The organism is Conexibacter stalactiti (assembly GCF_033542075.1).
GTDB classification, from domain to species: domain Bacteria; phylum Actinomycetota; class Thermoleophilia; order Solirubrobacterales; family Solirubrobacteraceae; genus Conexibacter; species Conexibacter stalactiti.
Map to the genome: position 1 here is coordinate 1 of NZ_JAWSTH010000105.1, position 21688 is coordinate 21688.

Sequence of the window (21688 nt, forward strand, 5' to 3'; positions counted from 1 at the left end):
GTAGCCGCCCGCGCCGCCGCGTCCACCGCCGCCCGCGCCGCCGCGTCCACCGCCGCCCGCGCCGCCGCGTCCACCGGACCCCGACGCACCACCTGGACCGCGTCTGCCGCCGCCACCGCCACCGCCGAAGCTGCGGCCTCTGCCGGGGCCGGAGCCGCCGCGTCTGCCCGAGCCGGAGCCATAGCCGGAGCCTCCGGCGGCGCCACCGTCGGCGCGGCGCGCGTCGCGCCCCTGTCTGCGTTTGTCAGCCATTAGCTCTCGAGTCGTGAGTCAGAAGTTCGCTGGGCGGCGCCGGTTGCGCCTCACGACACTAGATGATTGATCTAGCGCGGGACCAGCTCGGGGCCGGCGGCGCCGTCGCGCACCGTCCAGCCGAGCGCGGCCAGCTCGTCGCGCAGCGCGTCGGCGGCGGCGAAGTCGCGCGCCGCGCGCGCCGCCTCGCGGCGTGCCAGCAGCTCGCGCGCCGCCTCGTCGGGCCCCGCGGCGCCATCAGCGGCGTCGAGCAGGTTGTCGAGCGCGAGCACCTGCAGCATCTCGCGCAGCTGCTCGCCGCCGACCGCCGTGCCGCTCTCGATCAGGCGGTTGGCGCCGCGCACCCAGTCGAAGACGGCGGCGAACGCTCTCGGCGTGTTGAAGTCGTCGGCGAGCGCGGCGAAGAAGCCGTCGCGCAGCGGCGTCAGCTCGGCCGGCGAGGGCGCCGTCGGATCCAGGCGCCGGCCCAGCTCGCGGATCCGCTGCACCGAGCGCTCCGCCTCCTCCAACCGCTCGCCGGAGTAGGAGATCGGCTGGCGGTAGTGGCCGGCGGCGAAGTAGGCGATCAGCGCGTCGCGGCCGTGCGTCGCGAGCGCCTCGTGCAGCAGGAAGATGTTGCCGACGGACTTCGCCATCTTCTCGCCGTCGAGCCGCACCATGCCGTTGTGCATCCACAGCCGCGCGAGCGGCTCACCATGCGCGGCACAGGTCTGCGCGGCTTCGTTCTCATGGTGGGGAAAGACCAGATCCGAGCCGCCACCGTGGACGTCGAAGCCGACGCCGAGCAGCGCCTCGGCCATCGCCGAGCACTCGATGTGCCAGCCGGGCCGGCCCCTGCCCCACGGCGCGTCCCAGGAGGTGTCCTCGCCCTCCTTCCACGCCTTCCACAGCGCGAAGTCGAGCGGGTCGCGCTTCAGAGCGGCGCCGGAGACACCCTCCCCTTGGTCCATCTGGTCGACGTCGCGGTGCGACAGCTCGCCGTACTGCGGGTAGGAGCGCACGTCGAAGTAGACGTCGCCGTCGACCGCGTAGGCGTGACCGCGCTCGATCAGCAGCGCGATCAGCGCGACGATCTCGGCGATCGTCGCTCTCGCGAGCGGCTCGTGGTCGGGCCGGCCGAGGCCGAGCCCGTCGGTGTCGTCGACGTAGTGCGCGGTCATCTCGGTCGCGAGCTGCTCGCTCGGGATCCCGGCGGCGCGCGCGGCGTCGTAGATCTTGTCGTTGACGTCGGTGACGTTGGCGACGAACGTGACCTCGTAGCCCTCGTGCTGGAGAAAGCGCTTGAAGAGCGAGAAGACGACGAACGGCCGCGCGTTGCCGACGTGGATGCGGCCGTAGACGGTCGGCCCGCAGGCGTAGATCGAGACGCGCCCGGGATCGCGCGGCTGCAGCGGCAGCAGCGCGCCGCTTCTGGTGTCATGGATCGTGATCGCCCGCATCGATGCCAACCCTACCGAGCCGATCGGGTTCAGCGCGGGCGAAGCGCGCAGCGGAGCCGCGGGCGCGGCCCCCGCCCTACTGCTCCGGCCGCTCGAGCGTCGCGATCGCGAGTGCCGCGGCACCCTCGACGCGACCGACGAAGCCCATTCCCTCGCCGCGCGTCGCCTTCACGTTGACGCGCGCGAGCGGCAGCTCCAGGGCGCCCGCGATGTTCTCACGCATCGCCTGCTTGTGCGGCAGCAGCTTCGGCCGCTCCAGCAGCACGGTCGTGTCGACGTGGGCGATCTCGACGCCGCCGACGGCGACCAGCTCGCGCGTCGAGCGCAGCAGGTCGAGCGAGTCGGCCCCTCTCCAGCGCTCGTCGGTGTCGGGGAAGTGCTCGCCGATGTCGCCGAGGCCGGCGGCGCCAAGCAGCGCGTCGATCACCGCGTGGACGAGCACGTCGGCGTCGGAGTGGCCGTCGAGCCCCAGCTCGGATGGAATCGTGACGCCGCCGATGATCAGCGGCCGGCCGGCGACCAGTCTGTGGACGTCCCAGCCGATCCCGGTCGCGACCATCAGGAGGCCCCGATCGATTCCAGGCGCCGTTGGCGGCGCTCGAAGACGGCCAGCTCGGTGACGCCGCGCTCGGCCAGCCACTCGACGGTCGACTCGTACTCCCAGCCGATGTGCTCGGGCAGGTGGGCGTCGCTGGAGAGCGCGACCGGGCAGCCGGCCTCGATGCACATCTCCAGGAACGGGCTCGCCGGGTACAGCTCGCCGACCGGCTTGCGCAGGCCCGCGGTCGAGACCTCGACGGCGATCCCCGACTCCGCGATCCCCTCGATCGCCAGCTCGTAGTAGCGGCGCAGGTCGCCGTCGGGCTTCGGCCGCTCGCCACCCCACACCTTCACGAGGTCGGGGTGGGCGAGGATGTCGTAGAGGCCACTGCGCGCGCACTCGCCGAGCGTCTCGAAGTAGCGCTTCCAGACCTTGTCGGGCGACTCGAACGAGGTCGTCCAGACGTCCCAGTCGCCGGCCATGTCGACGGCGGTGTCCTTGACGAAGTGGACCGAGCCGACGACGAAGTCCCAGTCGCGCGCTTCGAGCAGGTTGCCCATGCGGTCTTCTCTGCCCGGCACGAAGTCGGCCTCGATCCCGAGCTTGAGGTCGGTCTGCTCGCGCACGAACTGGCAGTAGGCGTCGATGTCCTCGTGCGCCTGCGACTGCCAGAAGGGGTGCTGCCAGACCTCGAGCGCCTGCTTGAAGCGGTAGATGTGCTCCGAGACGCCCAGCTCCGCGATGCCGCGCGAGGCGGCGGCTTCGCGATAGCGCTCGGCGTTGGCGGGGACGAAGTACTTCTCGGCCGTCGTGCCGGGCTCGTCGGGACGCAGGTGCACGTGGTAGTCGGTCAGCATCGTTCTTCCAGGATCAGGGCTGCGAGGCGGAGGTCGACCGGGGTGGTGACCTTGAGGTTCTCGCGCGGGGACTCTACGAGGTGGACGCGGCCGCCCGTCTGCTCGACGATGCCGGCGTCGTCGGTCGCGGCGGCGAGCACGTCGTCGGGCAGCGCGAGCGCCCGCTCCAGCGCGTCGCGGCGGAAGACCTGCGGCGTCTGGACCGCCCACAGCGCGTGGCGCTGGAGCGTCGCCTCGACGTGCAGGCCGGGCGCGTCGGCATGCACGCGCTTGATCGTGTCGACGACCGGCGCGGCGGCGACGACGGCGTCGGCGCCGGTCCGCGCGAGCGCGTCGAGCGTGGCGGTCACGATCGCCGGCGTCAGCAGCGGGCGCGCGGCGTCGTGGACGAGGATCGGCTGGTCCGCCGGGCCGTCGCCAGCCGCGGCGAGCGCGGCGCGCACGGAGTGGGAGCGCTCGGTGCCGCCGGCGACACCGACGGTTCCGGCGGGGGCGTCGAACCCCTCCGGGATGGCGACGATGATCCGTTCGATCGCTGCGACGGCGCGCAGCGCGTCGAGCGACCATTCCAGCATCGGACGGCCCGCCAGCATGACGAACGCCTTGGGACCGTCGGCCCCAAGGCGCTCACCACGACCGGCGGCCACGAGCAGCGCGACCGCCATCACCAAATCCGTCCGACCCGTCCGGCTACTCCGCCCCGACGGCCACCTTGCCGCTCGCCGCGGATGAGGCGAGCAGTTCGTCGAGGTGCTCCTCGGCCTGCGCCTCTTCCATCTCGAGCGCGTACATCAGCTCCGAGGCGAGGATCTTCTTCGCCCGCGTGAACATCTGCTTCTCACCAGTCGACAGGCCCTTCTCCGCCTCTCGGATGGCGAGATTGCGCACGACCTCGGCCAGCTCGTAGATGTCGCCGGTCTTGATCTTGTCGCGGTTGTGCTTGAAGCGCCGGTTCCAGTTCTTCGGCATCTCCGAGCACTCGTCCGCCAGCACGGCGAGCACTCTCTTGACGGTCTCCTCGTCGATCACGCGGCGCAGTCCGGCGACGGCGGCGTTCTCGGTCGGGACCATCACGGTCATGTCGTTGTGGAGGATCTTGATCGTCAGGTACTCGCGCGTCTCACCCAAGATCTCCTTGTCCTCCTTCTTGAGGACCTGGCCGGCACCGTGGTGCGGGTAGACGACGTTGTCGCCGATCTCGAACTCGATGTGCTCGACCTGGATGGTGATGTCGAGGTCCTCGAGCTGCTCTTCGCTCAGTTCAGTGATGGTCGTCCTCCTTGTGTCAAGCAGTCAGCGCCCACGGACCGTCAGGTCTGCAGGTACCGGTCCACCAGGTTGATCTCCTGCTGTCGGCGAAGGCCCTCGCGGATGTCCTTCGCCCGGATCTCGCCGACGCCGTCGACGGTTTCGAGCTCGCCGTCAGTGGCGGCGAGCATCTCCTCCAGCCCCCCGAACTCCTGCACGATGCGCTGCACCACGAGACGTGGCAGGCGCGGAATGCGACCGAGGATCCGGTAGCCGCGCGGGGAGACGGGATAGTCAAGCGTGTTGACCTTGCGGTCGTAGCCGAGCAGCTCGGCGAGGCGACCGAAGTCGAGCAGGTCCTGGTGGGGCAGGCGCACCAGCTGGTCGAAGGCGACGGCGAAGTTCTCGTCGGTGTCCTCGGCGAGGTAGTCGTGCACGAGCGCGGACTTGTCGCCCGCGACGCCGACCATCGTCTCGTCGAGCTGCATCTCGATCAGGCGTCCCTCGGTGCCGAGCTCGACGATGTAGCGCTCGATCTCGACGCCCATCCGCGTCACCAGCTCGGCGCGCTGGAGGACCGTCAGGACGTCGTGGAGCGTCGCGCCGCCCTCGAACTCGAGCGCCGTCAGGCGGGTCGAGACCTGGTCGAGGCGGCTGCGGTACTTGTCGAGCGTCGCGAGCGCCTGGTTGGCCTTCGCGAGCACGACCGGGATGTCCTCGAGGATGTACTTGGCGCCGTCGACGTAGAGCGACACGACTTCCCTACGCTGCGAGATCGCGATCACGAGCGCTTCCGTCTGCTTCGAGATCCGCTCGGCCGTGCGGTGACGGGTGCCGGTCTCCAGCGTCAGGATCGTCGGATCGGGCGTCAGCTGCACGTTGCCCCAGACGATCTTCGTGGCGTTCGCGTTGAGCACGAGCGCGCCATCCATCTTGGCGAGCTGATAGAGAAACGCCGGCGTGTAATCGATGTCGAGCTTGAGGCCACCGGAGAAGAGGAAGGAGAGGTCGTCGGCGTCGCCCATCACGATCAGACCACCCGTGCGAGCATGCACGATGTTGTCGATCCCCTCACGCAGTGAGGTGCCGGGAGCAACCATCTCGAGTGCCTTGACGAGCCGGGGCTCTTGGCGAGACTCGAGCTCCTCTTTGAGCTCTTCCCCGGAACGCGGCGCCATAGACACACCATTCTACCGCGTTTTTCCGTGATTTTCGGCAGGACGCAGGAAGTCTTGGACGGATTGCGAAACGCTTCGGAAACGCGCGCGTCCTCAGACGTGGCCGAAGCGCCGCGTTTCAGGCAGCCCGCGCGCGCTGCTGGACCGGCAGCGCGCTCCGCAGCGCGGCCCGCAATGTGCCGGCTTCTGGGGTCACGATCGTTCCCAAACCGAACTTCCGCGCCTCCGCGACCCGCCGCTCGGGGTGCGCGACCGTCCGCAGCTCACCAGTGAGCCCGAGCTCACCAAAACAGGCCAGCGGAGGGCCGTCCTCCCCGTCTCTGCCGCCCGCTCCCCGCAGCGCCACCCCGCGCGCCGCGCTCGCGACGGCCAGCGCGACCGCGAGGTCGGCGCCCGGCTCGTCGACGCGCACGCCGCCGACGACGTTGACGAAGACGTCGGCGCTGCCGACCGCCACGCCGGCATGGCGGCCGAGCACGGCGAGCACGAGCGCGAGGCGGTTGCGGTCGATCCCGCTGACGACGCGGCGCGGCGGCACCAGCTCCGACGGCGAGACGAGCGCCTGCACCTCGACCAGCAGCGGCCGCGACCCCTCCATCGCGCACAGCACGACCGAGCCGGGCGCGTGGGTCGCCTCGCCGACGAAGCGCGCGGAGGCGTCGAGCACCTCGACCAGCCCGCCCTGTCTCATCTCGAAGACGCCGGCCTCGCTGGTCGAGCCGAAGCGGTTCTTCAGCGCCCGCAGCGTGCGGTAGGTGCGCTCGCGCTCGCCCTCGAACTGCAGCACGCAGTCGACGAGGTGCTCCAGCACGCGCGGGCCGGCGAGCGCCCCCTCCTTCGTCACGTGGCCGACCAGCAGCACGGCGATCCGGTGCTGCTTGGCCACGCGCATGATCTCGCCCGCGACCTCGCGCACCTGGCCGACCGAGCCGGGCGCGCCCGTCAGCTCGGCCGCATGGAGCGTCTGGACGGAGTCGATCACGCAGACCTCCGGCCGCTCCCGTTCGAGCGTCGCCAGCACCGCGCCGAGGTCGGTCTCGGCGATCACGGGGATGTCGAGCGCCGCCCCCGGCAATCGCTCGGCGCGCAGCTTGATCTGCGCCGCCGACTCCTCGGCGGAGACGTAGAGCGTCTTGCGGCCCGCGCCGGTCAGGTTGGCGAGCGCCATCGTCGTCAGCGTCGACTTGCCGATCCCCGGCGAGCCGCCGATCAGCACGAGCGAGCCCGGCACGATCCCGCCGCCGAGCACGCGGTCGAGCTCGCCGATCCCCGTCGGCAGGCGCGCGACCTCGCTCGCCTGGACAGCCCCCAGCCGCGTCGGCGCGACCGCCGCGCCGCCGCGCGAGCCGCCGACGCCCGCGCGCCCGGAGCCGCCGCCCCCGCCGCGCGCGGGCGCGGAGCGAACCTCCTCGACGAGCGTGTTCCACGCCTGGCAGCCGGGACACTGCCCGGCCCAGCGGGGCGTCTCGTGGCCGCAGTCGGAGCAGACGTGGACGGTGGTCGGGCGGGCCATGGGCGATCCAGAGTACGCACCACCCCGGACGAACACGCGTTCGCGCGATGAGTGCGGATCTGTGCATCGAGGAGATGCACCGATCCGCGCTCCCCACGGTGAAACAGGTGTCAGCGCGTCGCGTCGAGCGCGCGGGTGAGGTCGCGCGCGAGGTCGTCGGCGTCCTCGATCCCGACGCTGAGGCGGATCAGGCCCTCGGTCGCCTCGTCGTAGCCCCAGCGGGCGCGCCGCTCGGCCATCGTGTGGATCGAGCCGAAGCTGGTCGCCTCGATCACCAGCTCGCAGCGGTCGAACAGCTCCCGCGCCCGCTCGGCGGAGCCGGGATCGAACGTCAGCACGGTGCCGAAGCCCTCCATCTGGCGGTTGGCGACCGCGTGCGCGGGGTCTGAGGGCAAGCCGGGGTAGCGGACCTCGTCGAGGTCGTCGCCGACGCGCGCTGCCAGCAGCGTCGCGAGCGCCAGCGCCGTCGCCGTCTGGCGCTCCAGCCGCACGTCGAGCGTTGCCAGCGAGCGGTGCGCCAGCCATGCCTCGAACGGGCCGAGGATCGCGCCGGCGCGATCCCGCCACTGTCTGACGGCGGCGGCGATCGTCTCGTCGCGCGTGGCGATCGTGCCGAGCAGCAGGTCGCCATGGCCGGTCAGGTGCTTTGAGCCGCTCAGCAGCGTCACGTCGGCGCCGAGCTCCAGCGGGCGCTGGCCGAACGGCGTCGCGAGCGTGTTGTCGACGACCAGCCGCCCGCCGAAGCCGCGCACGGCGGCGGCGACGGCGCGCACGTCGACGACGTCGAGGCCGGGGTTCGACGGCGTCTCGACGAGCACCAGCGCGGCACCGTCGGCGGCGGCCACGACAGCGGCGGTGTCGGTCGGAACCAGCCGCACCTGGACGCCGAGCGCGGCCAGCTCGCCGGAGGCCAGCAGCCGTGCGGTCGGGTACGCGTCCTCCTGCACGACGAGCACGTCGCCGGCCCGCAGCAGCGGGAAGAGGACCGCCGCGATCGCGGCCGAGCCGGACGGAAAGGTCAGGGCGGTGACGTCGTCGCCGCCCTCCAGCTGCGCCACGGCGCGCTCCAGCGCGGTCCAGGTCGGGTTGGCGTAACGGGCGTAGCCATATCGCTCGTCGTAGACGTCGTCGCCGCGCAGGTGGAACGGCGCCGCGAAGGTCGGCCCGGGCAGGAACGGCTGCCCCTGCTCGGCCGGCGGCAGGCCGGCGTGGACGGCGCGCGTGCCGTCGCCGAAACGGCGCTCGCCGCTCATGCCCCCGCCTCGCTCGCACGCTCAGCCGTCGCCGCCGCGCCGCCGGACGGCGCCGCGCCGGCGGCCTCGCCGCCGCTCGCGCGCTCGGCCCGAACGCACGAGTTGAACCCGCTCGCCTTGTGCGCCGCGTCGCAGAACGGCTTCGTGTGCGACTGGCCGCAGCGGCAGAGCACGATCGGCCGGTCGGGCCGCGGGTTGGCGATCTCGTTGCCCTCGGGGTCGACCAGCCGGACCGGGCCCGTCACCTTGTACGGCCCGTCGTCGCGGACTCTGATCTCGACCTCGTGCACGCCCCACACGCTACCGCCCCGGCGCCGGCGGTCCCCAGAACGCAGACGGGGCGGCCCCGAAGGACCGCCCCAGAAACTGCGTATGCGCGTGACGCGCTGCTACTTGTCGGCCGGCTCTCCGCCGTCGGCCGAGGCCTCGGCCTCGGGCGCGGCGGGCTCCTCCTCGGAGGAGCCGCCCTCGGCGCCGACGCCGACCGGCGTCGGAGCGGGCTTCGGCGCGACGATCTCGATCGAGACGTCACCCTCCACGCCCTCCGCGGCCTTGTCGACCATCACGGTGCCGCCGGGGATCAGCTCGGAGCGCAGCACGAAGTCGGCGAGCGGATCCTCGATGTATCTCTGGATCGCGCGACGCAGCGGACGGGCGCCCATGGCGGGATCCCAGCCTCTGTCGACGAGCAGGTCCTTCGCCTCCTCGGTCAGCTCCAGCTGCAGCTCGCGCTCCGCCAGCGATGCGCGGATCCGCAGCAGCAGCAGGTCGACGATCTCCTTGATCTCTTCCTTGGCCAGCTTGTGGAAGACGATCACGTCGTCGATGCGGTTGAGGAACTCGGGCCGGAAGACCTTCTTCAGCTCGCCCATGATCCGCGTCTTCATGTCGTCGTACGTGATGCCGGTCTCGTCGTCGCTGACAGCGAAGCCGAGCGGCGTGTTGCGAGCGATCTCGCTCGCGCCGATGTTCGACGTCATGATCACGATCGCGTGGCGGAAGTCGACGGTGCGACCCTGCGCATCCGTCAGCCGCCCGTCCTCGAGGATCTGGAGCAGGATGTTGAAGACGTCCGGGTGGGCCTTCTCGATCTCGTCGAGCAGGAGGACCGAGTACGGCTTGCGCCGCACGGCCTCGGTCAGCTGACCGCCCTCGTCGTAGCCGATGTAGCCGGGAGGCGAGCCGACGAGACGCGAGACGGCGTGCTTCTCCATGTACTCGGACATGTCGATGCGGACCATCGCGTCCTCGTCGCCGAAGAGGAACTCGGCGAGCGTGCGCGCCAGCTCCGTCTTGCCGACGCCGGAGGGGCCGAGGAAGATGAAGGAGCCCGTGGGCCGCTTCGGATCCTTGAGCCCGGCGCGGGAGCGACGGATCGCCTTCGAGATGACCTCGACGGCGGCATGCTGTCCGATGACGCGCTTGTGGAGCTCTTCCTCCATCCGCATCAGCTTCGCCGTCTCAGCCTCGGTCAGCTTGAAGACCGGGATCCCCGTCCACATCGAGACGATGTCGGCGATCTCCTCCTCGCCGATCGACGGGCGCTCACCGGACTCGCCGGCCTCCCACTGCTCCTCCAGCTCACGCTTTCTCTGCGTCAGCCGGCGCTCCTGGTCGCGCAGGTTGGCGGCCTTCTCGAACTCCTGCGCCTCGATCGCGGCCTCCTTGTTGCGCCGCGTCGTCTCGATCTCCTCTTCGAGATCGCGATACACGGGCGGGGAGGTCATCGACTTGATGCGCATGCGGGCCGCGGCCTCGTCGATCAGGTCGATCGCCTTGTCCGGCAGGAAGCGGTCCGAGATGTAGCGGTCGGCCAGGTCGGCGGCGGCCGTCAGCGCCTCATCGGTGATGTTCACCTTGTGGTGCGCCTCGTAGCGGTCGCGCAGACCCTGGAGGATCTGGAACGTCTCGTCGGTCGACGGCGGGTCGACGCGGATCTGCTGGAAGCGACGTTCGAGCGCGGCGTCGCGCTCGAGGTACTTGCGGTACTCCTCCAGCGTCGTGGCGCCGATCGTCTGCAGCTCGCCGCGCGCGAGCGCGGGCTTCAGGATCGAGGCCGCGTCGATCGCGCCCTCGGCGGCGCCGGCGCCGACGAGGTTGTGCAGCTCGTCGATGAAGAGGATGATGTCGCCGCGCTGGGTGATCTCCTTCATCACCTTCTTGAGGCGCTCCTCGAACTCACCGCGGTACTTCGAGCCGGCGACGAGCGCAGCCAGGTCGAGCGTGTAGATCTGCTTGCCCTTCAGCAGCTCCGGCACGTCGGCGTTGGTGATGCGCTGCGCGAGGCCCTCGACGACGGCCGTCTTGCCGACGCCCGGCTCGCCGATCAGGACCGGGTTGTTCTTCTGCCGGCGCGAGAGGATCTGCATGATCCGCTCGACCTCGGTCTCGCGACCGACGACCGGATCGAGCTTGCCCTCGGAGGCAAGCTTGGTGAGGTTGCGACCGAACTGGTCCAGCAGCTTCGAGGACTTCTTGCCCTCGCCCTGCGGACCGGCGGCGGCCGCAGCCCCGCTGCCGCTGCCCGAGCCCTGGCGGCGACCGCCGGGACCCGAGAGCATCCGGATGACCTCGTTGCGGATCTTCTCGGAATCCGCGTCGAAGTCGAGCAGGATGCGCGCAGCCACACCCTCGTTCTCGCGCACGAGGCCGAGGAGGATGTGCTCTGTGCCGATGTAGTTGTGCCCGAGGCTCAACGCCTCGCGCAAAGCCAGTTCCAGGACCTTCTTCGCACGCGGCGTGAAGGGGATCTGACCGGACGTCACCTCTTCACCGGAGCCGACGATGCGCACGACCTGCGCGCGCACACGCTCGACGGTGATGTCGAGGCTCTCGAGCACACGAGCGGCCAGGCCCTCTTCCTCGCGCAGGAGGCCGAGGAGGATGTGCTCTGTGCCGATGTAGTTGTGCTTGAGCGTCCGGGCCTCCTCTTGGGCGAGGACGACCACCTGGCGGGCTCGCTCTGTGAATCGCTCGAACATGGGTGCGACGTTCCTTCCCTACGGGCGGGTGAGGCGGGATCTTTCAGAGGGATGCGAATGGTCCCGCATACACGGATCATCGGCTGCTGCCAACCAGATGATGAGCGATCGGGTTCGTTCGCCGGGCATACGTCAGTCTACCAACAGGGCGGATGTGCTTCGCGTGCTTCGCATTGCAAGTTCCACGTCGGCGCGCTAAGGCCCGTCCGCTTGCGGGAACTTGCGGGCCTTTCTCCCTGCGGAGGCGCGGCCGTCAGTCCCGCATTGCAGGGAAGAGCACGATCTCGCGGATCGATCTGCGGCCCGTCAGCAGCATCACGAGCCGGTCGATCCCGATCCCGACGCCGCCCGTCGGAGGCATCCCCTGCTCCAGCGCCTGGAGGTACGCCTCGTCGAACGGCTGCGCCTCCTCGTCGCCGGCCTCGGCGTCCGCGCGCTGCTGCTCGAAGCGGCGGCGCTGGTCGTCGGGGTCGTTCAGCTCGGAGAAGGCGTTGGCGATCTCCATCCCGTTGACGTAGGCCTCGAAGCGCTCGACGAGGCGGTCGTCCTCACGGTGCTTCTTCGCGAACGGCGACAGCTCGACGGGATAGTCGAACAGGAAGGTCGGCTCGATCAGCGTCGGCTCGACGTGCTTGGTGACCAGCTCGTCGACGAGCTGTGCCCAGGTGTCGTCGGGCGGGACTCTCATCCCCTTCGCCTCCATCGCGGCCGCGAGCGCGTCGCGGTCGGTCGCGGCGAGGATGTCGATTCCGCTGCGGTCGAGGATCGCGCCGTGCAGCGTCTCGCGTCTCCACGGCGGCGAGAGGTCGATCTCACCGTCGTAGCCGGCCGCCTCCGCGGCGGCGGCGACGAGCCGCTCGGTCCGCGCGGCCATGTCCTGGTAGTCGGCGTACGCCTCGTAGAACTCGACCATCGTGAACTCGGGGTTGTGCTTGTGCGATATCCCCTCGTTGCGGAAGTCCTTGCCGAGCTCGTAGACGCGCTCGAGGCCGCCGACGATCAGGCGCTTGAGGTACAGCTCGGTCGCGATCCGCAGGTACAGCTCGCGGTCGAGCGCGTTGTGATGCGTCGTGAACGGCCGCGCCGCGGCGCCGCCGTAGAGCGGCTGGAGGACCGGAGTCTCAACCTCGACGTAACCGTGATCGTCGAGGAAGCGGCGGACGGCGGAGACGATTCTCGCGCGTGCGATGAAGAGCGCGCGCGTCTCCTCCGACGAGAGCAGGTCCAGCTCGCGGTGGCGGAAGCGGGTCTCGACGTCCTGCACCCCGTGGTGCTTCTCCGGCGGCGGCCGCAGCGACTTCGCCAGCAGCGTCCAGCTGTCGACCCGCAGCGACAGCTCGCCGCGGCGGGAGCGGAAGACGGTCCCGTCGACGCCGATCAGGTCGCCGAGGTCGAGCCCGACGAGGCGGTCGAGCGTCTCCTGGCCGAGCACGTCGACGCGCGCGTGCAGCTGGATCCGCCCGGAGCGGTCGACGAGGTCGAGGAAGGCGGCCTTGCCCTGCCCGCGGCGAGCGGCGAGGCGACCGGCGACGCGGAACGTGTCGGTCGTCTCGGCCCCGTCCTCCAGCGCGTCGTAGCCGGACTTGACGTCGGCGATCGCGGTGACGCCGTCGTAGTCGTGCGGAAAGGGGTCGATCCCCTCGGCGCGCAGCCGCTCGAGCTTCTGGCGGCGGGCGGCCAACAGCGCGGAGGTCTCCTCCGCGCCGGGGCCCGTTCTGTCGTCGTCGGTGGCGGCCATCGCGCGCGGCTCGCGCTAGGCGAGGCCGACGTCGATCTTCTTGATCTTCAGCTCGCGCTGCTTGCCGTTGGGCAGCTGCACGGTGACCGTCTCGCCGGCCTTGGCGCCGATCAGCGCCTTGCCGACGGGCGACTCGTTGGAGAGCTTGCGCTCGGCCGGGTTGGCCTCGGAGGAGCCGACGATCGTGTACGTCGCGCTCTTTCCGTTGTCGTCGACTTCGACCGAGGAGCCGATGCCGACGATGTCGGTGTTGATGTCGCCGGCGTCGATGACCGTCGCCGAGCGCAGCTTCTCCTCCAGCAACGCGATCTTCGACTCGAGCATCGCCTGCTCGTTCTTGGCGTCGTCGTACTCGGCATTCTCGGAGATGTCGCCGAACTCGCGAGCCTCCTTGATCCGAGCCGCGACCTCGCGCCGCTTTTCCGTCGAGAGGTACTCGAGCTCATTCTTGAGTCTCGTGAGACCGTCCGGCGTGAGGATGACGTCCTTGGGCATAGGCGTGACCTTGGAGGTGCGGTGGTGAGCAAAGCGCGCCGGGCCTGACAAGGAAAAACCCGCTCTGGGCGGGATTCTGGTCCAATCAGGGCGACGGGGCGCGACAGTATAGCGACGCGGTTCTAAGTACTCGGTAAGCGTGCTTCGCAAGCGAAGCACTGCGAGCTGTGATCAGGCCGCCGCCGCGAGCGCCGGCAGCCCGAACGCGACACGGGCGTCGTCGATCGACTCGGTCCGCTGGAGGCGGTCCTGCAGCTCGGCGCCCTCGCCGAGGCGCTCGACGTACCAGGGGTAGAACTTGCGCAGATAGCGGGCGGCGCGCTGCTCGCCGAGGTGCTCGACGGCGCGCTCCAGAACCCACGCGACCTCGTCGAGGATCTCTTCGCGGCTGGGGTCGCCCTCGCGCAGCCCGAGCACCTGCTCGAACAGCCACGGGTTGCCGAGCGAGCCGCGCGCCAGCAACACCGCCTCCGCTCCCGTGTACTCGAACACCTCTCTGACACGCTCGGCGCTTCTGAGCCCACCGGAGATCAGGACCGGCACCGGCAGCTCCTCGACGAGCCGCTTGGCGAGGTCGTAGTCCGGTCTGCCTCTGTGCTGCTGCGAGGCGTGGCGCGGGTGGATGCAGAGGCCGGCGATGCCGGCGTCGGCGACGAGCCGATAGGCCAGCTCGATCCCGTGCTGGTCGCCGGGGCGCAGCCCCGGGCGCAGCTTGACGGTGACCGGCAGCCCGCTGCCCTCGCGCGCCGCGACGGCGATCGCGACCGCGAGATCGGGATCCTTCACGAGCGCGGCGCCGGCGCCGGTCTTGCAGACCTTCGGCACCGGGCAGCCCATGTTGAGGTCGATCAGGTTCGCGCCCGTCTCGGCCGCTCTGGCGGCCGCGGAGCGCATGATCTCCGGGTCGTTGCCGAACAGCTGGATCGAGACCGGGCCTCTGACCTGCTCCTCCGGGTGGACGCGCAGCAGCTCAGTGCACGTCTTCTCGTTGCCGTAGTGGATCGCGTGGCTGGAGACCATCTCCGAGACCGCGAGGCCGGCGCCGTAGCGCTTCGCCTGCAGGCGCACGAACCAGTTGCCGATGCCCGCCAGCGGGGCGAGCACGACGCGGTTGGGGATCTCGACGCCGCCGAGCGTCCAGGAGTCTTGGAGAGAGCGCACTTCGTCAATGGTAGACGCGCTCGGCTGAGGGGCGGATCGTCGTCGCTGGCGCGGACGCAGGGAGCGACCACGGACTTCGTCCGCGGTGCCCGGGCGCCAGCCCATGAGCGACCGAGGACAAAGCCAGCGGCGGCGAGGCGCTGCTCAGGCGGTGTTGCGCTCGTGCAGGAGGCGGAGCCCGGTCAGCGTGAGGAGGTCGTCGGTCTCGTCGATCTCCTCCGTGAACGGGACGATCGCCTGCGCGAGGCCGCCGGTCGCGATCGTCGCCGTCTCCTCGCCCAGCTCGGCGCGCAGCCGTCTGACGATCCCGTCGACCTGGCCGGCGAAGCCGTAGACGATGCCGGAGCGGATCGCGTCGACGGTCGTCTTGCCGATCAGCGCGCGCGGCTCGACGAGGTCGATCTTCGGCAGCGCGGCAGCGCGCTCGGTCAGCGCCTCCATCGAGATCTCGACGCCCGGGGCGATGATCCCGCCGAGGTACTCGCCGGTCTCCGAGACGGGGTCGAACGTGATCGCGGTGCCGAAGTCGACGACGACGCAGGCGGCGCCGATCCGCTCGAACGCGGCGACGGCGTTGACGAGCCGGTCGGCGCCGATCTCGCGCGGGTTCTCGTAGCGGATCGGCATCCCGGTGCGGATCCCCGGGCCGACGACGACCATCTGGTGGCCGAGGTACCGCTCGCCGACAGTCCTCCACTCGGCGCCCAGCTGCGGGACGGTGCTGGAGACGATCGAGGCGGCGACGTCGTCGAAGGAGAGGCCGCGCAGGCCGAGCAGGTTGGAGAGCTTGGCGCCGAGCTCGTCGGCGGTCGACTCGCGCACGGTGGCGAAGCGCCAGTGCTCCGTCAGCTGATCGCCGTCGAAGGTTCCGAAGTGGGTCTGGGTGTTGCCGACGTCGAGCACGAGAAGCATGGGCGCGACAGTATCGCCGCTGGAGCGGCGACGTGACGCCCATGCGCCGCGCCGCCGCCGCGGGCAGCGAGCGCCGCGGCGCCGAGCGCGCCAACCGACGCGAAAGCGGTGTGCTGAGGCGTATGCTCGCGCGATGGGTCACACGCTCTACGCGATCCACGGATCCCACCCCTGCGTCGCCGTCGAGCGAGCGCTCCAGCTCAAGCAGCAGCCCTACCGCGTCGTCGAGCTGCCGCCCGCCTTCCACGTGCCGCTGCAGTGGCTGCGCTTCCGCACCCTGACGGTGCCGGTGCTGGTGCTCGGCAACGGCGAGACGGTGATCGGCTCGCGTTCGATCCTGCACCGGCTCGACCAGCTCGTCCCCGAGCCTGTCCTGCTGCCGCCGGATCCGCGGGAGCGCGAGCGCGTGCTCGCCGCCGAGCGCTGGGGCGACGAGGTGCTGCAGCCGGCCGTGCGGCGGATGTTCTGGATGGGGATCGCGGGCGCGCCGCGCGCGATCGACGGCTACGCGCACGGCTCGAAGCTGCCGCTGCCGCGCCCCGCCCGCACGCTCGTGACGCCGCTCGTCTGCCGCGCCGCGCGCTGGCGCAACAGAGCCGACGAGGCGACCCTGCGGGCCGACGTCGCGGCGCTGCCCGGCTGGCTCGACCACGTCGACGAGCTGATCGCTGACGGCGTCGTCGGCGGCCCGCAGCCGAACGCGGCCGACCTCCAGATCGGGTCGAGCCTGCGGATGCTCGGCACCTTCGCCGACGCCTGGCCGCTGCTGGCCGCGCGACCGGCATGGCAGCTGGCGCGCAGGGCAGTCCCGGCCTACCCGGGCGAGGGCGAGCTGCCGCCGGGAACCCTCCCGGTGCCGCAGCCGCAGCTCGAAGCGGTCTAGCGCGCGCCGCTCACAGCAGCGGGTCGCCAGCGAGGCGCACGTCGTCTCTCTCCCCGGATGGGAGCGCGGCGAGCGCGTCGGCGAGCCGTGTGCCGCTAGGCAGCGTCAGCTCGGGGTCGAGGTCGAGCAGCGGCACGAGCACGAAGCGGCGGCTGGTGACCTCGCGGTGCGGCAGCCGCAGGCGCTCGGAGCTGTATTCCAGCTCGCCGAGCAGCAGCAGGTCGACGTCGATCGGTCGCGGCCCGTGTCTGACGTAGTCGGGGCTCTCCTGCGCGACCCGTCCCAGCTCGCGCTCGACCGCCTTGCAGGCGCCGAGCAGCTCCTCCGGCTCCAGCTCGGTCGCGATCCGCAGGCAGGCGTTGAGGAAGTCCGGCTGGTCGAGCACGTCGCCGACCGGATCGGTCTCGTAGGTCGAGGAGGAGGCCAGCACGCACACGCCGTGCGCGGGCAGCGCCGCGACGGCGGCCGCGAGGTTCTCGCGCGGCACGCCGACGTTGGAGCCGAGCCCGAGGTAGCCGATCCGTTGCGCCATCACAGCTGCGGGCGCGGCCGCGCGACGGCGCTCAGCCGTCCGACTCGCGGAAGACCTCGACCGAGACGTCGTCGACCGGCAGCGGGATCGGCGGCTCCGGCTTGGAGGCCTTGACCCAGACGGTCTCCGCGTCGTACTGGTCGAGCAGGCGGTCGGCGATCGCGGTGCAGAGCCGCTCCAGCGTTCTGTAGGAGCGCTGCTGGGCGACGAGCGCGACGACCTGGCAGACCTCGCCGTAGTCGATCGTGTCCTCGACGCGGTCGGTGATCGTCGCGTCGCAGTCGCCGACCTCGAGCCTCAGATCCAGCACGAGCCGCTGGCCGACCTCGCGCTCGGCGGCGCTGACGCCGTGATGGGTGTAGAGGGAGAGGCCGTTGATCTCGATCGTGACGACCGGTTCGGAGGGCTCGTCTTCCAGCTCGTCGTCGAGGTCGTCCTCGAACTCGTCGTTCTCGTCGGGGCTCATCGTGCGCGGACGGTAGCAGCAGCGACCGCAAGCGCGTCTCTGAGCGGCGCCACGTCGTGGACGCGGAAGATCGTCGCGCCCTTCGTGAACGCGAGCACGTTGGCGGCGAGCGTCGCGGCGAGCCGATCGTCGACGTCGCGGCCGGTGATGCGGCCGAGGAAGGTCTTGCGCGAGACGCCGACGAGCACCGGCCGCCCGAGCGCGACCAGCTCGTCGAGCCGCGCCAGCAGCTCGAGGTTGTGCTCCGCCGTCTTGCCGAAGCCGATCCCGGGATCGAGCTGGATCCGCTCCTCCGGGACCCCTTCGGCGACCGCGAACGCGAGCCGCTCCTCGAGGAACGCCTTCACCTCCGAGACGACGTCGTCGTAGACGGGGTCGCTCTGCATCGTGCGCGGCTCGCCGCGCATGTGCATCAGGCAGCAGTCGAGCCCGCGCTCGGCGACCAACGCCGCCATACCGGGGTCGTGACGGAAGGCGGTGACGTCGTTGACGTAGGTCGCGCCGGCATCGACGGCCGCTCGCGCGACCTCCAGCTTGATCGTGTCGATCGACAGCTGCGCGGCGCTCCCGCCGGCGGCCAACGCCTCGATCACGGGGACGACGCGACGGCGCTCCTCGTCGGCCGGCACGGGGTCGGCGCCGGGGCGCGTCGACTCGCCGCCGAGGTCGAGGATCGCGGCCCCGTCGGCCTCCAGCTCACGCGCGTGCGCAACGGCGGCGGTCGCGTCGAGGTAGCGGCCGCCGTCGGAGAACGAGTCGGGCGTCGCGTTGACGATGCCCATGATGCGGAACGGGGCCGGCATGCCGTCCCATCCTCCCATGCCGGGCGCGGCAGGCGCGTCGCGGGCCCAGAACGAGAAGAGCCGCCCTGTTGGGCGGCTCTTCGAAGCGTCTCAGGCCAGCTCGGGCTTTTCTGGTGACTCCAGCCCGCGCAGCTCCGCCGCGCCGCCGGCGAGGCCGGGCCGCGGCAGCGGCCGGGGTGTGTCGCGACCGCGCTCGGGCGTCGTCGCCGACGGCACCTCCGGCGGCGGCGGCGCCTCGGCGCCGAAGACGTCCTCCTCGGTGCGGCCTTCGAGCAGCGCGGCGAACTGATCGGACTCGATCGTCTCGCGCTTGATCAGGATCTCCGAGATGTACTCGAGTCTCTCCCGGTGCTCGGTCAGGATGTCCTTGGCCGACTGGTGCGCGGTCTCGACGATGCGACGGATCTCGTCGTCGATCTCGCGCGCGATCTCGTCGGAGTAGTCGGGCTCGGAGCTGAACTCGCGGCCGAGGAACGGCTGGCCGTGGTCGTGGCCGAAGACGCGCGGGCCGAGCTTCTCGCTCATGCCGAAGCGCATCACCATCTGCTTGGCGGTGCCGGTGACCTTCTCGAGGTCGTTGGAGGCACCGGTGGTGATCTCGCCGAAGACGATCTCCTCCGCCGCGCGACCGCCGAGCGTCATCGCCATCGTGTCGGCGAGCGCGGCGCGCGTGGTGAGGAACTTGTCCTCCTGCGGCATCGAGATCGTGTAGCCGAGCGCCTGGCCGCGGCCGATCACCGAGATCTTGTGGACCGGGTCGGCGTGCTCGAGGAAGTGGCCGACGATCGCATGGCCCATCTCGTGGTACGCCGTGATGCGGCGCTCCTCGTCGGACATCACACGCGTCTTCTTCTCGGGCCCGGCGATCACGCGCATGATCCCCTCTTCGAGCTCGACCTGGGTGATCTCGCGCTTGCCCGTGCGGGCGGCGAGCAGGGCGGCCTCGTTGACGAGGTTCGCGAGGTCGGCGCCGGTGAAGCCGGGCGTCTGGCCGGCGAGCGTGTCGACGTCGATGTCACGCGCGAGCGGCTTGCCGCGCGTGTGCACCTCGAGGATCTTCGAGCGGCCCTTGCGGTCGGGCCGGTCGACGGTGATCTGACGGTCGAAGCGACCGGGGCGCAGGAGGGCGGGATCGAGGATGTCGGGCCGGTTGGTGGCCGCGATCATGATGATGTTGTCCTTCGCCTCGAAGCCGTCCATCTCGACGAGCAGCTGGTTGAGCGTCTGCTCGCGCTCGTCGTGACCGCCGCCCATGCCGGCGCCGCGATGGCGGCCGACGGCGTCGATCTCGTCCATGAAGATGATGCAGGGCGAGTTCTGCTTCGCCTGCTCGAACAGGTCGCGCACGCGAGAGGCGCCGACGCCGACGAACATCTCGACGAAGTCCGAGCCGGAGATCGAGAAGAACGGCACGCCGGCCTCGCCGGCGACCGCGCGGGCGAGCAGCGTCTTGCCGGTGCCCGGAGGGCCGTACAGCAGCACGCCCTTGGGGATCCGCGCGCCGAGCGCCTGGAACTTCTTCGGGTTCTCGAGGAACTCCTTGATCTCGTGCAGCTCCTCGACCGCCTCGTCGGCGCCCGCCACGTCACGGAAGGTGATCTTCGGCGAGTCCACGGAAAGCCTTTTGGCCCTACTCTTGCCGAAGGACATCACCTTCGATCCGCCGCCCTGGACCTGATTCATGAGGAAGATCCAGAAGCCGATGAAGATCAGGAACGGCAGCACGTACGTCAGCAGCGAGAGCCAGCCGTTGGACTTTCTGCCCTCGACGTCGAAGGCGACTCTCTCCTCCTCGAGCTGAGAGACGAGCGCGTCGCCGTCCTCCGGCACGTAGCCGATCTCGTGCTTCTTGTTGGCAGGCTCTCTCAGCGTCACCTCGAGCGTGTTGTCACGCGTCTTGATGACCGCCGATCTGACGTTGCCGTCGGCGAGGTCCTGCTGGAAGGTCGAGTAGTCGTATCTCGGCCCAGAGTCACCGGTGTTGATGAGCCGCTGGGCGAAGAAGGCCAGCACTACCACGATGAGGATCGGGAAGGCGGCGCTCTTGAAGAACCTGCTCATGAATGGCTTCCCGGCGCCCTCGGCGCCGATGTGACGGTGGACGGGGTGTCCAAGCCTAGCACCTGGCTTTTCCCGCCCCCGCAGGCTTCCCTGCATCCTGGAGCGTGGCTTGGCTCTGCACTTCTCCCTGCATCGGCAGGGAACCTACGGAACGTGAGCGGCGCGGTCAGGCGCCGTCCTGCTCCTCCGTCTTCAACGCCGCCACGTACGGGAGGTTGCGGTAGCGCTCGGAGTGGTCGAGCCCGTAGCCGATCGCGAACCTGTCCGGGATCTCGAAGCCGACGTAACGAGGCGAGAGGTCGACGCGGCGCCGTTCGGGCTTCGTCAACAGCGCGCAGACTGCCAGCGACGCCGGGCCGCGGGCTCTGAGGTTGCGCAGCAGGTACTGAAGCGTCAGGCCCGAGTCGACGATGTCCTCGACGATGATCACGTCGCGACCCTCGATCGAGGCGTCGAGGTCCTTGAGGATCCGCACGACGCCGGAGGACTGGGTGGCCGAGCCGTAGGACGCGACCGCCATGAAGTCGACCTCGCAGGGGACCGTCAGCTCGCGCATCAGGTCGGCGAGGAAGAAGACCGCCCCCTTCAGCACGCAGACGAGCAGCGGCTGCCTGCCCTCGTAGTCGGCGGAGATCTCCCGCCCCAGCTCGCGCACCCGGTGGTGCAGGTCGTCCGGCTGGACGAGGATCTCGCCGATCGCGGCGTCACGCGTGGAAGCCATACGGGGCGGAGAGTCTACGGGGCCGGCTCCAGCGGCGCGGCCGGGAGCGCCCGCGGCCGGCCGCGCGCTCACGCCGGGCCGCTCGCCGACAGCCGCACCGCCTCGCGCGTGGCGGCGGTGACGCCGAAGCGCGCCGAGGTCGCGACGCCGGGCACCCACGCGACCTCCTCGCCGCAGACGACGACCGGCAGCAGCGCGCGGCGGGCGCGCGGCACGCGGCGGGCGGTGAAGAGGTCCTGCAGCGACTTGGTGCCGCCGAGGCCGATCGGCGCGATCCGATCGCCGGTGCGCCACGGGCGCACCAGCAGCTCGGCGGCGCCGCCGAGCGCGGCGCGGTCGAGCACGCCGTCGACGGGATCCGGCGCGCTCGCCTCGCAGCGCAGCCGCCAGGCGCCGAAGGTCGCGCTGCCGGGGACCGGGAGCGCGACCGGCTCGGGCGGAGTCGTCTCGGCCGCGCCGCCCACACCTGGCGCGCTGGCGCTGCCGGCCGGGTTGCGCGCGTCTTCGGCGCGCGGCGTCAGCTCGGCGCGCACGACGCCGTACTCGGCGACCGCGCGCACGCCGCCGCCGAGGTCGAGCCAGGCGGTGCCGGCACGTCTGAGCGCGGCGACCTGCTCGGCGCGGCCGGCAGCGCCGCCGACCGGCCGCCCGGCG

General features: G+C 70.9%; 22 protein-coding genes. 1 reads left to right on the forward strand and 21 read right to left on the reverse strand.

The window, feature by feature from the left end; genetic code table 11:
- The 15 genes from R7226_RS25960 to R7226_RS26030 all read right to left on the reverse strand — a co-directional run.
- A partial coding sequence (locus R7226_RS25960; RefSeq protein WP_318600293.1) for a hypothetical protein occupies positions 1-252 on the reverse strand: 252 nt, incomplete at its 3' end.
- 71 nt (positions 253-323) lie between these two features.
- Entirely contained in the window at positions 324-1691 is a 1368-nt protein-coding gene (gene cysS / locus R7226_RS25965; protein WP_318600294.1) for a cysteine--tRNA ligase, read from the reverse strand.
- 76 nt (positions 1692-1767) lie between these two features.
- The gene (ispF, locus tag R7226_RS25970) at positions 1768-2250 is read right to left on the reverse strand and encodes a 2-C-methyl-D-erythritol 2,4-cyclodiphosphate synthase (RefSeq protein ID WP_318600295.1); all 483 of its coding nucleotides are present in this window, start codon (positions 2248-2250) and stop codon (positions 1768-1770) included.
- On the reverse strand, positions 2250-3089 hold the full coding sequence (locus R7226_RS25975) for a histidinol-phosphatase (RefSeq protein ID WP_318600296.1): 840 nt from the start codon (positions 3087-3089) through the stop codon (positions 2250-2252). Before R7226_RS25975 ends, ispF begins: the two co-directional genes overlap by 1 nt.
- Complete coding sequence (ispD, locus tag R7226_RS25980) at positions 3083-3754, reverse strand: 2-C-methyl-D-erythritol 4-phosphate cytidylyltransferase (RefSeq protein WP_318600297.1); 672 nt, start codon at positions 3752-3754, stop codon at positions 3083-3085. Before ispD ends, R7226_RS25975 begins: the two co-directional genes overlap by 7 nt.
- Positions 3755-3779: 25 nt before the next feature.
- Positions 3780-4358 (reverse strand): CarD family transcriptional regulator, encoded by a 579-nt coding sequence (locus R7226_RS25985; RefSeq protein WP_318600314.1) that lies wholly within the window; start codon positions 4356-4358, stop codon positions 3780-3782.
- A gap of 41 nt (positions 4359-4399) precedes the next feature.
- Complete coding sequence (gene disA / locus R7226_RS25990; protein WP_318600298.1) at positions 4400-5515, reverse strand: DNA integrity scanning diadenylate cyclase DisA; 1116 nt, start codon at positions 5513-5515, stop codon at positions 4400-4402.
- Between the two features lie 118 nt (positions 5516-5633).
- Entirely contained in the window at positions 5634-7028 is a 1395-nt protein-coding gene (gene radA, locus R7226_RS25995; RefSeq protein WP_318600299.1) for a DNA repair protein RadA, read from the reverse strand.
- Positions 7029-7138: 110 nt separating this feature from the next.
- On the reverse strand, positions 7139-8281 hold the full coding sequence (locus R7226_RS26000) for a cystathionine gamma-lyase (RefSeq protein ID WP_318600300.1): 1143 nt from the start codon (positions 8279-8281) through the stop codon (positions 7139-7141).
- Entirely contained in the window at positions 8278-8571 is a 294-nt protein-coding gene (locus R7226_RS26005; RefSeq protein ID WP_318600301.1) for a CDGSH iron-sulfur domain-containing protein, read from the reverse strand. Before R7226_RS26005 ends, R7226_RS26000 begins: the two co-directional genes overlap by 4 nt.
- Positions 8572-8670: 99 nt before the next feature.
- The gene (locus tag R7226_RS26010; protein WP_318600302.1) at positions 8671-11262 is read right to left on the reverse strand and encodes an ATP-dependent Clp protease ATP-binding subunit; all 2592 of its coding nucleotides are present in this window, start codon (positions 11260-11262) and stop codon (positions 8671-8673) included.
- Positions 11263-11515: 253 nt separating this feature from the next.
- The gene (lysS, locus tag R7226_RS26015) at positions 11516-13000 is read right to left on the reverse strand and encodes a lysine--tRNA ligase (protein WP_318600303.1); all 1485 of its coding nucleotides are present in this window, start codon (positions 12998-13000) and stop codon (positions 11516-11518) included.
- Between the two features lie 15 nt (positions 13001-13015).
- Positions 13016-13495 (reverse strand): transcription elongation factor GreA, encoded by a 480-nt coding sequence (greA, locus tag R7226_RS26020; protein WP_318600304.1) that lies wholly within the window; start codon positions 13493-13495, stop codon positions 13016-13018.
- A 171-nt stretch (positions 13496-13666) separates the two neighbouring features.
- A complete protein-coding gene (locus R7226_RS26025) occupies positions 13667-14656 on the reverse strand; it encodes a tRNA dihydrouridine synthase (RefSeq protein ID WP_318600305.1) in 990 nt (329 codons plus the stop codon).
- Between the two features lie 144 nt (positions 14657-14800).
- Positions 14801-15568 (reverse strand): type III pantothenate kinase, encoded by a 768-nt coding sequence (locus R7226_RS26030; RefSeq protein ID WP_318600306.1) that lies wholly within the window; start codon positions 15566-15568, stop codon positions 14801-14803.
- Positions 15569-15701: 133 nt separating this feature from the next.
- Between R7226_RS26030 and R7226_RS26035 the strand changes: the two genes are divergently transcribed.
- Positions 15702-16451 (forward strand): glutathione S-transferase family protein, encoded by a 750-nt coding sequence (locus R7226_RS26035; RefSeq protein WP_318600307.1) that lies wholly within the window; start codon positions 15702-15704, stop codon positions 16449-16451.
- A 10-nt stretch (positions 16452-16461) separates the two neighbouring features.
- On the opposite strand, the gene folK is transcribed toward R7226_RS26035, so the two are convergent.
- The 6 genes from folK to tilS all read right to left on the reverse strand — a co-directional run.
- The gene (folK, locus tag R7226_RS26040; RefSeq protein WP_318600308.1) at positions 16462-16983 is read right to left on the reverse strand and encodes a 2-amino-4-hydroxy-6-hydroxymethyldihydropteridine diphosphokinase; all 522 of its coding nucleotides are present in this window, start codon (positions 16981-16983) and stop codon (positions 16462-16464) included.
- 31 nt (positions 16984-17014) lie between these two features.
- Entirely contained in the window at positions 17015-17449 is a 435-nt protein-coding gene (gene folB / locus R7226_RS26045) for a dihydroneopterin aldolase (protein ID WP_318600309.1), read from the reverse strand.
- Entirely contained in the window at positions 17446-18252 is an 807-nt protein-coding gene (folP, locus tag R7226_RS26050; RefSeq protein ID WP_318600310.1) for a dihydropteroate synthase, read from the reverse strand. The genes folB and folP overlap by 4 nt, the downstream gene beginning before the upstream one ends.
- 90 nt (positions 18253-18342) lie before the next feature.
- Complete coding sequence (gene ftsH / locus R7226_RS26055; RefSeq protein WP_318600311.1) at positions 18343-20313, reverse strand: ATP-dependent zinc metalloprotease FtsH; 1971 nt, start codon at positions 20311-20313, stop codon at positions 18343-18345.
- Between the two features lie 166 nt (positions 20314-20479).
- Complete coding sequence (hpt, locus tag R7226_RS26060; RefSeq protein WP_318600312.1) at positions 20480-21034, reverse strand: hypoxanthine phosphoribosyltransferase; 555 nt, start codon at positions 21032-21034, stop codon at positions 20480-20482.
- Positions 21035-21102: 68 nt separating this feature from the next.
- The coding region (gene tilS / locus R7226_RS26065; protein WP_318600313.1) for a tRNA lysidine(34) synthetase TilS at positions 21103-21688 on the reverse strand (586 nt) is incomplete at its 5' end.

Excerpts from the sequence above, each read along its gene's own strand:
- folP (WP_318600310.1), bottom strand. The coding sequence starts at position 18,252 with ATGCCGGCCCCGTTCCGCATCATGGGCATCGTCAACGCGACGCCCGAC.
- folK (WP_318600308.1), bottom strand. The coding sequence starts at position 16,983 with ATGGCGCAACGGATCGGCTACCTCGGGCTCGGCTCCAACGTCGGCGTG.
- R7226_RS26000 (WP_318600300.1), bottom strand. The coding sequence starts at position 8,281 with ATGAGCGGCGAGCGCCGTTTCGGCGACGGCACGCGCGCCGTCCACGCC.
- ftsH (WP_318600311.1), bottom strand. The coding sequence starts at position 20,313 with ATGAGCAGGTTCTTCAAGAGCGCCGCCTTCCCGATCCTCATCGTGGTA.
- lysS (WP_318600303.1), bottom strand. The coding sequence starts at position 13,000 with ATGGCCGCCACCGACGACGACAGAACGGGCCCCGGCGCGGAGGAGACC.
- R7226_RS26035 (WP_318600307.1), top strand. The coding sequence starts at position 15,702 with ATGGGTCACACGCTCTACGCGATCCACGGATCCCACCCCTGCGTCGCC.
- disA (WP_318600298.1), bottom strand. The coding sequence starts at position 5,515 with ATGGCGCCGCGTTCCGGGGAAGAGCTCAAAGAGGAGCTCGAGTCTCGC.
- ispF (WP_318600295.1), bottom strand. The coding sequence starts at position 2,250 with ATGGTCGCGACCGGGATCGGCTGGGACGTCCACAGACTGGTCGCCGGC.
- ispD (WP_318600297.1), bottom strand. The coding sequence starts at position 3,754 with ATGGCGGTCGCGCTGCTCGTGGCCGCCGGTCGTGGTGAGCGCCTTGGG.
- R7226_RS25975 (WP_318600296.1), bottom strand. The coding sequence starts at position 3,089 with ATGCTGACCGACTACCACGTGCACCTGCGTCCCGACGAGCCCGGCACG.
- greA (WP_318600304.1), bottom strand. The coding sequence starts at position 13,495 with ATGCCCAAGGACGTCATCCTCACGCCGGACGGTCTCACGAGACTCAAG.
- cysS (WP_318600294.1), bottom strand. The coding sequence starts at position 1,691 with ATGCGGGCGATCACGATCCATGACACCAGAAGCGGCGCGCTGCTGCCG.
- hpt (WP_318600312.1), bottom strand. The coding sequence starts at position 21,034 with ATGGCTTCCACGCGTGACGCCGCGATCGGCGAGATCCTCGTCCAGCCG.
- radA (WP_318600299.1), bottom strand. The coding sequence starts at position 7,028 with ATGGCCCGCCCGACCACCGTCCACGTCTGCTCCGACTGCGGCCACGAG.
- R7226_RS26010 (WP_318600302.1), bottom strand. The coding sequence starts at position 11,262 with ATGTTCGAGCGATTCACAGAGCGAGCCCGCCAGGTGGTCGTCCTCGCC.
- folB (WP_318600309.1), bottom strand. The coding sequence starts at position 17,449 with ATGAGCCCCGACGAGAACGACGAGTTCGAGGACGACCTCGACGACGAG.
- R7226_RS26030 (WP_318600306.1), bottom strand. The coding sequence starts at position 15,568 with ATGCTTCTCGTGCTCGACGTCGGCAACACCCAGACCCACTTCGGAACC.